This is a genomic window from Streptomyces albiflavescens, assembly GCF_014645835.1.
GTDB lineage: Bacteria > Actinomycetota > Actinomycetes > Streptomycetales > Streptomycetaceae > Streptomyces > Streptomyces albiflavescens.
Window position 1 is genome coordinate 18654 of sequence record NZ_BMMM01000023.1, and the last position, 15778, is coordinate 34431.

The 15778-nt window shown below is 70.3% G+C and carries 11 protein-coding genes; 8 read left to right on the forward strand and 3 right to left on the reverse strand.

All coding sequences use genetic code 11. From position 1 onward, the window contains the following. Positions 1-2: 2 nt before the first annotated feature. From IEY95_RS41675 to IEY95_RS41685, 3 genes are all read right to left on the reverse strand, one after another. Entirely contained in the window at positions 3-1643 is a 1641-nt protein-coding gene (locus IEY95_RS41675; protein WP_189191465.1) for a PucR family transcriptional regulator, read from the reverse strand. 307 nt (positions 1644-1950) lie between these two features. Beyond that, entirely contained in the window at positions 1951-3333 is a 1383-nt protein-coding gene (locus IEY95_RS41680) for an FAD-binding oxidoreductase (RefSeq protein ID WP_189191466.1), read from the reverse strand. A 174-nt stretch (positions 3334-3507) separates the two neighbouring features. Further along, complete coding sequence (locus IEY95_RS41685) at positions 3508-5316, reverse strand: glycoside hydrolase family 15 protein (protein ID WP_189191577.1); 1809 nt, start codon at positions 5314-5316, stop codon at positions 3508-3510. Positions 5317-5829: 513 nt separating this feature from the next. Between IEY95_RS41685 and pyrG the strand changes: the two genes are divergently transcribed. From pyrG to scpB, 8 genes are all read left to right on the forward strand, one after another. Further along, a complete protein-coding gene (gene pyrG / locus IEY95_RS41690) occupies positions 5830-7497 on the forward strand; it encodes a CTP synthase (RefSeq protein WP_189191578.1) in 1668 nt (555 codons plus the stop codon). A gap of 128 nt (positions 7498-7625) precedes the next feature. Then, positions 7626-8252 carry an NUDIX domain-containing protein gene (locus IEY95_RS41695; RefSeq protein WP_189191467.1) on the forward strand — a complete coding sequence of 209 codons (627 nt, stop codon included), beginning with the start codon at positions 7626-7628 and terminating at the stop codon, positions 8250-8252. Positions 8253-8423: 171 nt separating this feature from the next. Beyond that, positions 8424-10505 carry a tetratricopeptide repeat protein gene (locus tag IEY95_RS41700; RefSeq protein WP_189191468.1) on the forward strand — a complete coding sequence of 694 codons (2082 nt, stop codon included), beginning with the start codon at positions 8424-8426 and terminating at the stop codon, positions 10503-10505. Between the two features lie 144 nt (positions 10506-10649). After that, positions 10650-11765 carry an alanine dehydrogenase gene (gene ald, locus IEY95_RS41705; protein WP_189191579.1) on the forward strand — a complete coding sequence of 372 codons (1116 nt, stop codon included), beginning with the start codon at positions 10650-10652 and terminating at the stop codon, positions 11763-11765. A 388-nt stretch (positions 11766-12153) separates the two neighbouring features. Continuing rightward, on the forward strand, positions 12154-13281 hold the full coding sequence (locus IEY95_RS41710) for a ParA family protein (protein WP_189191469.1): 1128 nt from the start codon (positions 12154-12156) through the stop codon (positions 13279-13281). Then, positions 13266-13838, forward strand: a complete 573-nt coding sequence (locus IEY95_RS41715; RefSeq protein ID WP_189191470.1) for a hypothetical protein — start codon at positions 13266-13268, stop codon at positions 13836-13838. Before IEY95_RS41710 ends, IEY95_RS41715 begins: the two co-directional genes overlap by 16 nt. Before the next feature lie 18 nt (positions 13839-13856). Then, positions 13857-15128, forward strand: a complete 1272-nt coding sequence (locus tag IEY95_RS41720; protein ID WP_189191471.1) for a segregation and condensation protein A — start codon at positions 13857-13859, stop codon at positions 15126-15128. Beyond that, positions 15125-15775 carry an SMC-Scp complex subunit ScpB gene (gene scpB / locus IEY95_RS41725; RefSeq protein WP_189191472.1) on the forward strand — a complete coding sequence of 217 codons (651 nt, stop codon included), beginning with the start codon at positions 15125-15127 and terminating at the stop codon, positions 15773-15775. The genes IEY95_RS41720 and scpB overlap by 4 nt, the downstream gene beginning before the upstream one ends. The last annotated feature ends 3 nt before the right edge of the window (positions 15776-15778 follow it).

A 15778-nucleotide genomic window follows, 5' to 3' on the forward strand; every position in this document is an offset into this window, starting at 1 on the left:
GGCTAGGGGACGTGTCGGCGCGCCCGCAGCGCCAGGCTCAACGCCAGGACTGTCTGCGGGTCGTCCAGGTCCGTGCCCAGCAACTCCCCGATCCGGGCGAGGCGGTTGTAGAGGGTCTGCCGGTTCAGATGCAGCTCGCGGGCCGTCTCCGCCTTGCGGCCCGCGTGGGCCAAGTACGTCTCCAGGGTGGGCAGCAGCGGTGGCTTGGAGCGGTTGTCGTGGTCGCGGAGGGGGCCGATCGCGCGGTCCACGAAGGCGGCCAGGTCCGGGTGGTCGCGAAGGCGCCACAGGAGCAGGTCGATGTCCAGGCGGCGCGCGTCGTACCACGGGCGGTCCGAGAGACCCTGTGCCGCCGCCGCTGTCTCCGCCGCGTGCCGCAGGCCCGCCGACGCGGCCGCCCAGCCGCCCGCGACCCCGACCACCACCACCGGCGGCTGCGCACCGGGCCGCTGCATGCCCGCGCGCTCGACGCCCGCGCGCAGCGCCGCCGCGACCCGGTCCGCCACGGCCGCGCGTTCGGATTCCGAGCGCAGGCCCAGGAGCAGCGGGACACGGCCCTCGACCGGACGTACGCCCAGCAGGACCGGGACTCCCACGGAGGCCAGCTCTTCGGCGACCGCGCGGGCCAGGACCGCCCAGCCGCCGCCGGGGGACAGGCCGTCGGCGAGCCGCATCACGACCGGCAGGAGCGGGCTGGAGCCGGGCTTGAAGCCGAGCACGCGGGCCTGCGCGGGCGCGTCCTCGGCCTCGATGCGGCCCTCCGCGAGGTCGGTGAGGAAGTCGCCGCGTCCGCGCGCCGCGAGCTCCTCCTCCTGGCGGGCCTGCATCAGGACGACGGCCAGGATGCCCGCGGCCCGCTCGGCGGCGATCCGGTGCACCGGCGCGACGGAGGAGCTGACGGGCAGAAGGACCAGCCGGGCCCGTACCGAGCCGGTGCCGGGGCCGCCGCCGGGCACGTCCACGAGGGTCGTTCCGGCGGGCGGCTGCTCCTTGTGCTGGCCGCGCAGCCCCTCCCACACCTGGAGCGGATCGGCGCCCGCGGAACCGGCCCCGGCGGCGTACAGGAGCTGACCCTCCGCCGTCTCCAGGAAGACGGGGTTGCCGCTGAAGTCCGCGAGGATGCCGAGGACTTGGGGGACTCCGCCGCCGCCGAGGAGGGCTTCGGTACATCGCCGGTGCACTTCCTCGGCCTGCTGGAGCAGTGCGTAGTGGCCGTTGACGATCTCGGTGTGGATCTCCTCCGTGACCGTCACGAAGGGCACCTCGCGGTGCAGCTGCACCAGCGGGAGGCCGGCGCTGCGTGCCGTCTCCACGAGCGCCGCGGGCAGCCGGGTGAAGCGCGGCCCGAGCTCCACGACGAGCGCCGCGATGCCCCGCTCGGCGAGGGTGCGGACGAAGGCGCGCTGTTCGGCCGGGCGGGTGCCGAGGCCGTAGCCCGTGGTCAGCAGGAGTTCGCCGCCTTTGAGGAGTGAGGCGATGTTCGGGACCTCGCCCGCGTGCACCCAGCGCACGGTGCGCTGCAGCCGGTCGGCCCCCGCGAGGATTTCCGGCAGCCCGCTGCGCAGCCCGGGAAGTTCCAGCGCCCGCTGCACGGTGATTCCGGCGCCCTGGGTGTCGTAACGGCTGTCCAAACGGCTGTCCATGCAGCGGACGCTACCCGCGGTCGCGTTCGCGGGACATCTCCGACCGGTTACGGGAGTCGGCACGGGCGGCATGGGCGCGACGTTGCGTCGCCCCCACCCCGAAATTGCGCGACCTCGTGTCTGTTGTGGCGTTCGTCACCACCCCGCCACACTGTCGTATCCGCAGGGAAACAGCGAATGATCTTCGGATTTCGTTGAATCGGCAGGCCTGGGCAATCGGCAGGCCTGGACAAGCGGCGGGCATGGACAAGCGGCGGGCATGGACGACGTCGTGCCGGCCGTCCGACCGGTCACCACGTAGCCCGATTCAGGTCGGCTTGATGTTGTGGTTGAAGCGGAAGACGTTGTCCGGGTCGTACTCGGCCTTCACGGCGGAAAGGCGCCGAAGGTTCTCGGCGCCGAGGCCGGCCACGACCCGGTCGCCGCCTTCGTCTCCGATGAAGTTGAGGTACACCGCTCCGGTGCTCCAGGGCCGGACCTCGGCGCGGACCCTCTTGACCCACTGGATGCACCGCTCGTCGTCGGCCGGGTCCTCCCAGACCCCGAAGGGGTGCACGGCCCAGGGCGCGTCCCGGTAGGGCACCGGGAACCGGGCCGGGCCCGAGGCGATCGCGCCGCCCTCGGGGAACAGCACATGCTGGGTTCCCGTGGGCACGGGCACGGAATCGCCAAGCTCGCAGAAGACGTCCACGAGGTCGTCGGGCAGGCCGGTCATGAACTCCGCCGACCAGTAGTTCCGCATACCGGGCGGGTCGTCGAGCATGCACTGGAGGTCGGCGTAGGGGATGGCGGCGAGGATCTCGGCCTCGTGCTCCAGCGCCACCAGCGGCTGGGCGAGTTTGCGCAGGGCCTCCTCGCCGCCGACATACGTGAGGAGAGCGAGGACCAGCCGCTTCCCGACCATGTGCTCCGGGACGAATTCCTCGGGCGGGCCTGTCGTATACATGACGGCGCCGCTCACCTCCGACGAACCGTTCTCGATGACCTCGCGGTAGATGCGGAGCACGTCCGGGCCGGCATCCGGCTGGTACATCAGCAGGGCGAACGAGATCTCGGGAAGCGGGTGCAGCTTCAGGGTCAGCGCGGTCGCGACACCGAAGTTCCCGCCGCCGCCGTGCAGCGCCCAGAACAGCTCGGGGTTCTCACGGTCGGTGGCCAGAACCGTCGAGCCGTCGGACGTCACCAGCTCGACGCCGAGCAGGTTGTCGACGGCGAGGCCGAACGTCCGGTCGAGCCAGCCGTTCCCTCCGCCGAGTACGAAGCCGCCGACGCCGGTGGTCGAGACGCGGCCGCCGGTGGTCGCCAGGCCGTACGGCTGGGTGGCGCGGTCGAGGTGGCTCATGACGGCCCCGCCCTCGATCCGTACCGTCTCGGAACCGGGATGGACCGTCACCGTGTGCATCCGTCGCAGGTCGATGACCAGGCCGTTGTCGTTGAGCGACATGCCCGACACACTGTGGCCGCCGCCGCGCACCGCGATCTTCAGGTCAAGCTCGCGCGCGAAGCGCACCGAACGGACCACATCGGCCTCGCCCTCGCACTGCGCGATCACGGCGGGGCGTCGGTCGATCATCGCGTTGAAGATCGTCCGAGCCTCGTCGTACCCCGGATCGTCCGGGGCGAACACGTCGCCGACCAGATCCGCGCGGAGCGCGGCGAGCGCCGCACCCGCCTTCGAAAGGGGAGCCATGGAAGCCGCCCCCTTTCAGCAGGGGACAGGACCTGTTTTCAGCGTAGGCGGTCTTCTGGACGGACGCCGTGCCAAGCCGTGGGTCGTCCATGGCCGGTCGCGCGGTTCCCCGCGCCCCTCACGGGGCGCGGGGAACGATCACGCGCCGTCAGCCGCCGTACGCGCCGCTCGCCGTCAGCCGCCGTACGCGCCGCTCGCCGTCAGCCGCAGTGCCGTGTCGATCAAGGGCACGTGGCTGAACGCCTGAGGGAAGTTACCGACCTGGCGCTGCAGCCGCGGGTCCCACTCCTCGGCCAGCAGACCGAGGTCATTGCGGAGCGCCAGCAGCTTCTCGAACAGCTTGCGGGCCTCGTCCACGCGGCCGATCATCGCGAGGTCGTCCGCCATCCAGAACGAGCACGCGAGGAAGGCGCCCTCGTCGCCCTCCAGACCGTCCACGCCCGCTTTCTCACCGATGGTCGGGTAGCGCAGGATGAAGCCGTCCGGGGTGGACAGCTCGCGCTGGATCGCCTCGATGGTGCCGATCACGCGCTTGTCGTCCGGGGGCAGGAAGCCCATCTGCGGGATGAGGAGCAGCGAGGCGTCCAGCTCCTTGGAGCCGTACGACTGCGTGAACGTGTTGCGCTCCCTGTCGTAGCCCTTCTCGCAGACGTCCCGGTGGATGTCGTCGCGCAGCTCGCGCCACTTCTCCAGCGGGCCGTCCGCGTCACCGGACTCGATGAGCTTGATCGTGCGGTCGACGGCGACCCAGGCCATCACCTTGGAGTGCACGAAGTGGCGGCGCGGGCCGCGGACCTCCCAGATGCCCTCGTCCGGCTGGTCCCAGTGGTCCTCCAGGTAGCGGATCAGCTTCAACTGGAGGAGCGAGGCGTAGTCGTTGCGCGACAGGCCGGTCATGTGGGCGAGGTGCAGGGCCTCGGTGACCTCGCCGTACACATCCAGCTGGAGCTGGTGCGCGGCGCCGTTCCCGACGCGCACGGGAGTGGAATTCTCGTATCCGGGCAGCCAGTCGAGCTCCGCCTCGCCCAACTCCCGTTCGCCCGCGATGCCGTACATGATCTGCAGGTTCTCCGGGTCGCCCGCGACGGCGCGCAGCAGCCACTCGCGCCAGGCGCGGGCCTCCTCGCGGTAGCCGGTGCGCAGCAGCGAGGAGAGGGTGATCGCTGCGTCGCGCAGCCAGGTGTAGCGGTAGTCCCAGTTGCGTACGCCGCCGATCTCCTCCGGCAGCGAGGTCGTCGGGGCGGCGACAATGCCGCCCGTGGGCGCGTACGTCAGGGCCTTCAGCGTGATCAGCGAGCGGACGACGGCCTCGCGGTAGGGGCCGTGATACGTGCACTGCTCGACCCACTCGCGCCAGAAGTCCTCCGTGGCCTCCAACGACTGCTCCGGCTCGGGCAGCGCGGGCGGCTCCTTGTGCGAGGGCTCCCACGAGATGGTGAAGGCGAGACGGTCACCGGGCGCCACCGTGAAGTCGGCGTACGTGGTCAGCGCCTTGCCGTAGGTCTCGCAGGCGGTGTCGAACCACACCGAGTCGGGCCCTGCGACGGCGACCGTCCGCCCCTCGTGCTTGTGCACCCAGGGCACCACGCGGCCGTACGAGAAACGCATGCGCAGCGCGGAGCGCATCGGCACCCGGCCGGTGACGCCCTCGACGATCCGGATCAGCTGCGGCGCGCCATCACGCGGGGGCATGAAATCGGTCACTCGGACCGTGCCGCGCGGGGTGTCGTACTCGGATTCGAGGATCAGCGAGTCGCCGCGGTACCTGCGGCGTGCCGCGGACGGCGGTTCGGCGTCGGCCGCGTGCGCCGGGCCGAGCCGCCAGAATCCGTGTTCCTCCGTGCCGAGCAGCCCAGCGAAGATGGCATGGGAGTCGAAGCGGGGCAGGCACAGCCAGTCGACTGTGCCGTCCCGGCAGACCAGTGCGGCTGTCTGCATGTCTCCAATGAGTGCGTAGTCCTCGATGCGCCCGGCCACGTGCATCTCCAGTCGAACGGCCACGTCGCCCCCGGGGGGCGGTCGCTCTGCGGTCAGGGAACGTTGTAATGCGGAACGTCGGTTGATGGGGAACGTCAGTTGTGCGGAACGATGGTCATGTGTCGCTGCGAAACGTCAACTCTTGGTTCGATTGTCGTTGCGATTGTCGTTTCGAAACGAACTGACGAGCTCTCGTTGTTCCGGGGTACGGGCGGGGATGGTGCCGTGTGCCGGCCGGGCTCGGCAGCGAGTGTCCGAGCAGGATACGACGCACGTGGAAGATCCGCGTGCCGCTCCCGTCAACCCGGGTGGGCCGATCGAGTGAGCACCGTGTGAGGTCTGTGCCCACGTGTGTGCGGAGCGTGGCCGGAAGCGGCCTCGTCCCGTCGCTGATACCCTGGTAGCCCGTGGACCGGTGGGCAAGAAACCCCCGAACCGCAGCGACGGCGCCTCCGGAAATCTCCGGACACCACGCCGGTACGCACCCCAGACCGCGACCACGGGAGCCCCCTCTTGGCCATGCCGCCCGCTGCTTTTCGAAACAGCACAGCCACGACGACCAAGCACATCTTCGTCACCGGGGGTGTCGCCTCCTCCCTCGGCAAGGGCCTGACCGCCTCCAGCCTGGGCGCGCTGCTCAAGGCGCGGGGTCTGCGGGTCACGATGCAGAAGCTCGACCCGTACCTGAACGTCGACCCGGGCACCATGAACCCGTTCCAGCACGGCGAGGTGTTCGTCACCAACGACGGCGCCGAGACCGACCTGGACATCGGTCACTACGAGCGCTTCCTCGACGTGGACCTGGACGGCTCGGCCAACGTCACCACCGGCCAGGTGTACTCGACGGTGATCGCCAAGGAGCGGCGCGGCGAGTACCTGGGCGACACCGTGCAGGTCATCCCGCACATCACCAACGAGATCAAGCACCGCATCCGCCGTATGGCCACCGACGACGTGGACGTCGTCATCACCGAGGTCGGCGGCACGGTCGGCGACATCGAGTCCCTGCCGTTCCTGGAGACGGTCCGCCAGGTCCGTCACGAGGTCGGCCGTGACAACGTGTTCGTCGTGCACATCTCGCTCCTCCCGTACATCGGCCCGTCCGGGGAGCTGAAGACGAAGCCGACGCAGCACTCGGTTGCGGCGCTGCGCAACATCGGTATTCAGCCGGACGCGATCGTGCTGCGCGCCGACCGCGAGGTGCCCACCGCGATCAAGCGCAAGATCTCGCTGATGTGCGACGTCGACGAGGCGGCCGTGGTCGCGGCCATCGACGCCAAGTCGATCTACGACATTCCGAAGGTCCTGCACACCGAGGGGCTCGACGCGTACGTCGTGCGCAAGCTGGACCTGCCCTTCCGCGACGTGGACTGGACGAGCTGGGACGACCTGCTCGACCGCGTCCACAACCCGCAGCACGAGATCAACATGGCGCTCGTCGGCAAGTACATCGACCTGCCCGACGCCTACCTGTCCGTGACCGAGGCCCTGCGCGCGGGCGGCTTCGCCAACAAGGCCCGCGTGAAGATCAAGTGGGTCACCTCGGACGACTGCAAGACTCCGGCGGGCGCGGCCAAGCAGCTCGGCGACGTCGACGCGATCTGCATCCCCGGCGGCTTCGGCGACCGCGGTGTCTCCGGCAAGGTCGGCGCCATCCAGTACGCCCGCGAGAACAGGATCCCGCTGCTCGGCCTGTGCCTGGGCCTGCAGTGCATCGTGATCGAGGCCGCGCGCAACCTGGCCGACATCCCGGACGCCAACTCCACCGAGTTCGACTCCGCCACCGGCCATCCGGTCATCTCCACCATGGCCGAGCAGCTCGACATCGTGGCGGGCGAGGGCGACATGGGCGGCACGATGCGCCTGGGTATGTATCCGGCCAAGCTCGCCGACGGTTCGATCGTGCGCGAGGTGTACGACGGCAAGGAGTACGTCGAGGAGCGCCACCGTCACCGCTACGAGGTGAACAACGCCTACCGTGCCGAGCTGGAGAAGAAGGCCGGTCTGCAGTTCTCCGGCACCTCCCCGGACGGCAAGCTCGTCGAGTACGTCGAGTACCCGCGCGACGTCCACCCCTACCTGGTCGCGACCCAGGCGCACCCCGAGCTGCGCTCCCGCCCGACCCGCCCGCATCCGCTCTTCGCCGGCCTGGTCAAGGCCGCGGTGGAGCGCAAGACGGGCAAGTAGCACAAGGGTTGTACGGTGGCCGGGGTGCGCGTCTTCGAGGTGCGTGCCCCGGTCTTCGTCGCAGCCTCGCTGTGGCCGATTTCTTTCGGCCGTGACCGGATCTTTTGTACGTGTGGGAAGGACAGACCATGACGCTCAAGGACACCGCCGAGGAGTGGGAGGTCCGGGCGACCGAGACCCCCTTCAAGGGCAACAAGACCTCGGTGCGCACCGACGACGTGGTCATGCCCGACGGATCGGTCGCCCGCCGCGACTACCAGGTCCACCCCGGCTCCGTGGCCGTCCTCGCCCTCGACGACGAGGGGCGTGTGCTGGTCATCCGCCAGTACCGCCACCCTGTACGCCACAAGCTCTGGGAGATCCCCGCGGGCCTGCTCGACATCCCGGGCGAGAACCCGCTGCACGCCGCCCAGCGCGAGCTCTACGAAGAGGCGCACGTCAAGGCCGAGGACTGGCGCGTGCTGACCGACGTCTACACGACGCCGGGCGGCTGCGACGAGGCTGTGCGCATCTTCCTCGCCCGCGACCTCTCCGAAGCCGAGGGGCAGCGCTTCGAGGTGGAGGACGAAGAGGCCGACATGGAGCTGGCCCGGGTCTCCGTCGACGAGCTCGTACAGGGCGTGCTCGCCGGTGACCTGCACAACAACTGCCTCGTCGTCGGTGTCCTTTCGCTGGTCGCCGCGCGGCACGGCGACGGCCTCGACGCTCTGCGCCCGGCGGAGGCGCCGTGGCCCGCGCGGCCCTTCGAGGTCTGACCCACCTCGGACGCCACCCCGACGCCATCAGTCCTACGATCGCCTGATCCGATCGGGGGACGTGCCCGCCGCGCTCCTCCCAGATCGTCGCAGAGCGTGAACTAGGCTCTGGAAACGCCCGAACCGGAGTCCCGGCGGGCCCCAGCGTGCAGTGGGACGGGAGCGTGGCCCGTGGCGGATCAGGCGGTGGACAACGGCGGCACGAAGGTGTCGGCCAAGGGGCAGCGCCCGGCTGCCGGGTCCGCTCCTACGGTGGGTCAGTTCCTCGGCCGTACAAGAGAGTTGAAGGAACTCCGGGCCGACATCGAGCGCGCGGGCCTGGACACCCTCTCCGGCAGGAAGGCGCCACGCGCGCGCGTGCTTCTCATCGCGGGCAAGCCGGGCTGGGGCCGCACCGCGCTCGCCGAGGAGCTCGTACGGCAGGTTGCCGAGAGTTACCCCGACGGTGTGCTGCGCGCCCGGCTCACCGAGCCCGACGGTACCCGGGTGCCCACCGAACGCACCGCACGGGAGCTCCTCTCAGCCCTGCAGCGGCCCGCACCGCCCGGGGCCGCCGCCGACGACCTGAGCGAGGCGGTGCGCGAGGCCCTCGCCCCCCGTCGTGTGTTGCTCCTGCTCGACGACGCGGCCGACGCCGAGCAGGTCGACGCGCTGCTGCCCGACACCCCTCAGTGCCTGGTCGTCGCCGTCTCCGGAGGCCCCCTCACCGGCATCGCGGACGTTCGCCCCTGCACCCTGGGCGGTCTGGACACCAAGTCCGCCCTGGAACTCCTCGACCGCTTCACCGGCTCGGTGCGCATCACCGTCGACCCGCTCGCCGCGGAGGGCCTGGTGGAGCTGTGCGCGGGCCAGCCCGCCGCCCTGATGCTCGCGGGCGGCTGGCTCGCGGCCCGCCCGCAGTCGGCTGTCGCCGACCTCACCAAGCATCTGCGCAGCGACGGCGAGGAGGGCTCGCCGCTGGCCCGTGTCTTCCGGCTCAGCTACGCCTCACTGCCGAGCACCGCCGCGCGGATACTGCGACTGCTCTCGCTGGCCCCCGCCGGCCTCGTCGATCCGCACACCGCGTCCGCGCTGGCCGGCTGCTCGGTGAGCACCGCGCACACGGCGCTGGACGACTTCGCCGCGCTCGGTCTGATCCGGTCCGTCGAGTCCCCGCTGCCCCAGTACGAGGTGCCCGGCTGTCTGCAGCCGCTGCTGCGCGTGCTCGCCGAGACCCACGACCGCCCGGCCGAGCTGCAGCTGGCCCGCGCCCGGATGCTGGAGCGGACCGTACGGCTGCTGGTGTCCTGCCGCGCCATCACCGAGACCGACAGCTCGCCCGCCCGCGAGAAGCTCGCCGGCATGCCGCGCGCCCTGCGCTTCCCGAATCCCGCGGCCGCCGCCGACTGGCTGCGCATCCGGCAGCCCGCACTGCTGGCCTCCGCCCGGCTCGCCGTCGCCGACGGCGAGCTGGACACGCTGGCGCGCCGGCTCATGGCCGCGCTGGTGAGGGCGATGGTGGCGCACGTCGGCACCCGGGCGGCGGCGCCCGAGCTGTACGGCATCCACCGGCTCGTCCTGGACGTCGCCGAGCGCCGGAACCTGCCCCGCGAGAAGGCCGCGGCCCTGCTGAACCTCGCGGACCTGGACGCGCAGACCGGACGTACGAGCGAGGCGCTGGCCCGCTACCGGGCCGCCCTGGACGCCGGGCGCGAAGCACATGACCCGTATGCGACCGGCCGCGCGATGGAATCCGTAGGCGGCGCCCACCAGGAGCTGGGGGACTACGACCGGGCCGCCGACTGGTACGGCAGAGCGCTCGCTCAGCGGCTCGCCCGCGACGAGCGGGTGGACGCGGCCCGCCTGTACGGCCGTATCGCCACCGCGCACACCTACGCGGGCCGCTACGGCGAGGCGCTGCGCAACTGGCGCGCCGCCGTCAGCGGTCACCGCAAGAACGGTGATGTGGCAGCCCAGGCCCGGGCGTTGAGCGAGCTGGCGCGGGTCCAGGAGTACGCGGGGCGGCCCGAGGAGTCGCTGCGCACCTGCCAGGAGGCGGTCGAGTGGGCACGCCGCGCCGACGAGGTACGGCTGCAGGCCGCACTGCAGCTCAGGCTGGCCGACACCCTGGAGCGGCTCGGCGACCCGGCGGCCGCCCGGCTGCATCGCGGCGCGGCCGAGCGAATGCTGGGTGATGAGCTCCCTAAGACCGCTACGGCCAGGGAACAAGACGCTAACACCTACGAAATCCGCAGTGCATCCGCAGAAGATTGATGCAATGAAAGGCTAGACAGAGAGAACGCCTTCATTAAACTGGCTCTGCCGCACCTTCTCCCGCGGTGTCTCCCGATGTGCCCCCGCACATGTGGGTATGTCTTGTAATGCACCACATCCCCTGAGCCAAGGACCGTGATCGACGTGAAGGTCGGTATCCCCCGCGAGGTCAAGAACAACGAGTTCCGGGTGGCCATCACCCCTGCCGGCGTGCATGAGCTGGTGCGCAACGGCCACCAGGTCTTCATCGAGCAGAACGCCGGCGTCGGCTCCTCGATCACGGACGACGAGTTCGTTTCCGCCGGTGCGCAGATCCTTCCCACCGCCGACGAGGTCTGGGCCACCGCCGACCTGCTGCTGAAGGTCAAGGAGCCCATCGCGGAGGAGTACCACCGCCTTCGCAAGGATCAGACGCTCTTCACCTACCTGCACCTGGCCGCATCCAAGGAGTGCACGGACGCGCTGCTCGAGTCCGGCACCACGGCGATCGCCTACGAGACGGTCGAGCTGCCGAACCGCGCGCTGCCGCTGCTCGCCCCGATGTCCGAGGTCGCGGGTCGTCTGGCCCCGCAGGTCGGCGCGTACCACCTGATGCGCGCGGCCGGCGGCCGCGGTGTCCTGCCGGGCGGTGTCCCGGGCGTTGTCCCGGCCAAGGCCGTCGTCATCGGCGGTGGCGTCTCCGGCTGGAACGCCGCGCAGATCGCCATCGGTATGGGCTTCGACGTGACCCTGCTCGACCGCGACATCAACAAGCTGCGTGAGGCCGACAAGGTCTTCGGCACGAAGGTCAAGGCCGTCATGTCCAACTCCTTCGAGCTGGAGAAGGCCGTCCTCGACGCCGACCTCGTCATCGGCGCCGTCCTCATCCCGGGTGCCAAGGCTCCGAAGCTGGTCACCAACGAGCTCGTGTCGCGCATGAAGCCGGGAAGTGTCCTTGTCGACATCGCGATCGACCAGGGCGGCTGCTTCGAGGACTCGCGCCCCACCACGCACGCCGAGCCGACCTTCAGGGTCCACAACTCGGTCTTCTACTGCGTCGCCAACATGCCGGGCGCTGTTCCGAACACCTCCACCAACGCCCTCACCAACGCCACGCTGCCCTACATCGTGTCGCTGGCCAACAACGGCTGGGTCGAGGCGCTGCGCCGTGACCCCGCGCTCGCCAAGGGTCTCAACACCCACGACGGCAAGGTGGTTTACCGCGAGGTCGCCGATGCGCTCGGCCTCGAGCACGTCGAGCTGGAGACCCTGCTCGGTTAAGTCATCAACGGGTAAAAGGCGATACGTCAACACAGGTCGTCAACCCAGCGCACCCGGCCGGACCTTGCTCGACAGGGTCCGGCCGGATGTGTGTCGGGTCACTTTGCGACACTCGTTCAACTCGCCGCGAACGTAACCCTTCGACCGATTCGCACACCGGTGAAACCTACCGTGCGACGGCCTTACGCCCTTGACAGCGGGGTGTTCGGTTGCCGACACATCGGGTCGGGTCCGGCGGATTGTGTTGCTGCGGACCGGTGACACGCCATAGAGTCGCCAACCGTCGGCATGGTGCCACGCTGACCTATCTAGAAGTTTCCTGGTCACCAAGGAGGTAAGACGACTTGTGAATGAGTCGACATTTTCTCCCGGGGGTGGTCAACCAGGAATGCCGGCGCGGGGCCAGAGCCCCACGGGGCTCGAGGCTGTCGGCTCCGTCGCTGTCCGAACCTTCGCAGCCCAAAAGAGTCCCCGGATGACTCAGACAGCACACCAGAGCATGGATGGCCATCACGTGAACGCCATGGCCGGCAACGGAAGTGGCGAGAACCGCACCCACTTCGCCGACTACGACGAACTGCCCGAGGGGCACTTCTACGACCCCGACGCCGAGTACGAGCCCGATCCGGAGTACGCGGCCACGCTCGCGCCCGACGCTGCCCGTCAGCGCCGCGAGCGCGTCGGCCCGACCGGCCGACCGCTGCCGTACTTCCCGATCCCGGGCCCGCTGACCGACCACGGCCCCGCGAAGATCATCGCGATGTGCAACCAGAAGGGCGGCGTCGGCAAGACCACGTCGACCATCAACCTGGGTGCCGCGCTCGCGGAGTACGGACGCCGGGTCCTGCTCGTCGACTTCGACCCGCAGGGCGCGCTGTCCGTGGGTCTCGGCGTCAACCCCATGGAGCTCGACCTCACCGTCTACAACCTGCTCATGGAGCGGGGCATGGCGGCCGACGAGGTACTCCTGAAGACGGCGGTCCCGAACATGGACCTGCTGCCCAGCAACATCGACCTGTCCGCCGCCGAAGTGCAGTTGGTGAGCGAGGTCGCCCGTGAGTCCACGCTGCAGCGCGCCCTGAAGCCGCTAATGGCCGACTACGACTACATCGTGATCGACTGTCAGCCCTCGCTCGGCCTGCTCACCGTCAACGCCCTGACGGCGGCTCACAAGGTGATCGTGCCGCTCGAGTGCGAGTTCTTCGCGCTGCGTGGTGTCGCGCTGCTCACCGAGACCATCGAGAAGGTCCAGGAGCGGCTCAACCCCGAGCTGGAGCTCGACGGCATCCTCGCCACGATGTACGACTCCCGTACGGTGCACAGCCGTGAGGTGCTCGCGCGCGTGGTCGAGGCCTTCGACGATCACGTCTACCACACGGTGATCGGCCGGACCGTCCGCTTCCCGGAGACCACGGTCGCCGGTGAGCCGATCACCACGTACGCCTCCAACTCCGTCGGTGCCGCCGCCTATCGCCAGCTCGCCAGGGAGGTGCTCGCCCGGTGTCACGCCGAGTGAGTCTGCCGGGGGCCGACGAACTGTTCCGTACCACCGGGGGAATGGCGCTCCAGGCGTCCACGCCCTCACGCCGGACCAACGGCGAGGCCCGGGTGCCGGCTCCCGCGGGCGAGAGCGATGCGGCGGCCGCCGGGGACGACGCGCCCCCGTCGGTGCCCGTCCAGGGCGGTGACGGCGAGGGCGACGAACACGTCGCGGCCGACGCCGAGTCCGACGCGGGGGAGTCCCGCAGCCGGGGCGCCGCTCCGGAGCGCTCCGGGCGACGCCAGGCGGCGCAGGAAGGTTCTGCCCCCGCCGGGCAGTCCTCCCGCGGCAAGCGGGGGCGTGCCGCCAACCGCCGGCCCAGCGGGCGGGAGCGGCACGACGAGAAGATCACGGTGTACGTGTCCGCCGAGGAGCTCATGGATCTCGAGCACGCCCGGCTGGTGCTCCGCGGGGAGCACGGGCTCGCGGTCGACCGTGGGCGGATCGTCCGCGAGGCGGTTGCCGTGGTGCTCGCGGATCTTGAGTCCCGGGGGGACGCGAGCATCCTCGTTCGACGGCTGCGTGGGCGGTAGCGGTAGCCTGCGACGGCTATGACCTCGAACGACGTCCCTGTCCCCGCCGGTGGCTCCGCCGGTCGTCGGCGTGTCCTGGGGCGGGGGCCGGGAGCTGCGCCGCCTGAGCCGCCCGTCGAGGTTCCGCCGCCCCCGGTGGAGCCTGCTTCGCCTGCGGGGGAGCCTGAGGCCGTTTCGCCTGCGGCGGAGAGCGAATCCCTTGTCGAGGCCGAGGGAGCGCCTGCCCACACCGCGGGCGGAGCTGCCGAGGAACCCCTCGCCGCCGAGTACGAAGCTCCCGCCGGGGCTGAAGCTCCCGTCGGGTCTGCGGCTCCTGTTGGGGCTGAAGCTCCCGCCGGGCCTGAAGCCCCCGCCGGGGCCGAAGCTCCAGTCGGGCCTGAAGCTCCTGTTGGGTCTGAAGCTCCCGCCGGGGCTAAGGCTCCCGCCGGGCCTGAAGCCCCTGCCGAGGCCGAAGCCCCTGCCGAGGCCGGTGACGGTGTCTTCAAGGTGCGGCTCTCGAACTTCGAGGGGCCCTTCGACCTGCTGCTTCAGCTGATTTCGAAGCACAAGCTCGATGTCACCGAAGTGGCGTTGTCCAAGGTCACCGATGAGTTCATGGCGCACATCAGGGCCATGGGGCCGGACTGGGACCTCGACCAGACGACCGAGTTCCTCGTCGTCGCGGCGACGCTGCTCGATCTCAAGGCCGCTCGGCTGCTGCCCTCCGCCGAGGTCGAGGACGAGGCCGACCTCGCGCTGCTGGAGGCGCGGGACCTGCTGTTCGCGCGGCTGCTGCAGTACCGCGCGTACAAGCAGATCGCGGACATCTTCAACGCGCGGCTGGAAGAAGAGGGCCGCCGCTACCCCCGTACCGTCGGGCTCGAAGCCCATCACGCCGAGCTGCTGCCCGAGGTGGTCATCAGCATCGGGGCGGAGGGGTTCGCCAAGCTCGCCGTGAAGGCGATGCAGCCGAGGCCCAAGCCGCAGGTGTACGTCGACCACATCCACGCACCGCTGGTCAGCGTGCAGGAGCAGGCCGGGATCGTCGTGGCGCGGCTGCGGGAGCTCGGGGAGGCCAGTTTCCGCGTGCTCGTCGAGGACACCGATGACACCCTCACGGTCGTGGCCCGGTTCCTGGCGCTTCTGGAGCTCTACCGGGAGAAGGCCGTCGCGCTCGACCAGGAGGAGGCACTCGGGGACCTGGTGGTGCGCTGGACGGGCGGGGACGGGGACGAGCAGCCGACCGTCACGGACGAGTTCGACCGGCCGCCCGAGGAACCCAAGGACGACGCCAAGAAGGAGAAGGCGTGAGCGAGGAGACCACCGAGATCCCGGCGGGGCCGCGCACCGTCGCCGACCTCGATCTCAAACCCGCCCTGGAGGCCGTCCTCATGGTCGTGGACGAACCCGCGACCGAGGAGCACCTCGCGAAGATCCTGGAGCGGCCGCGGCGGCAGATCGCGGACGCGCTGCGCGAGCTGGCCGACGAGTACACCGTGCAGGCCCGCGGCTTCGAACTGCGGCTCATCGCAGGTGGCTGGCGGTTCTACACGCGGCCCGAGTACGCGGCGGCCGTCGAACGCTTCGTCCTGGACGGGCAGCAGGCCCGGCTCACGCAGGCGGCTCTGGAGACGCTCGCGGTGGTCGCGTACCGTCAGCCGGTCAGCCGTTCGAGGGTCTCGGCGGTCCGCGGAGTGAACTGTGACGGTGTGATGCGCACCCTGTTGCAGCGCGGTCTGGTCGAGGAGGCGGGCACGGAACCTGAAACAGGTGCGATCCTGTACACGACGACGAACTACTTCCTGGAGCGGATGGGCCTGCGCGGTCTGGACGAGCTCCCGGAGCTCGCGCCCTTCCTCCCGGAGGCGGACGCGATCGAGGCCGAGACGCAGGAAGGGGTTCCGTCGTTCGATCCGGATGCTCCTGACGCTCCGGGGACAGACGACGCAGACGACTAGACG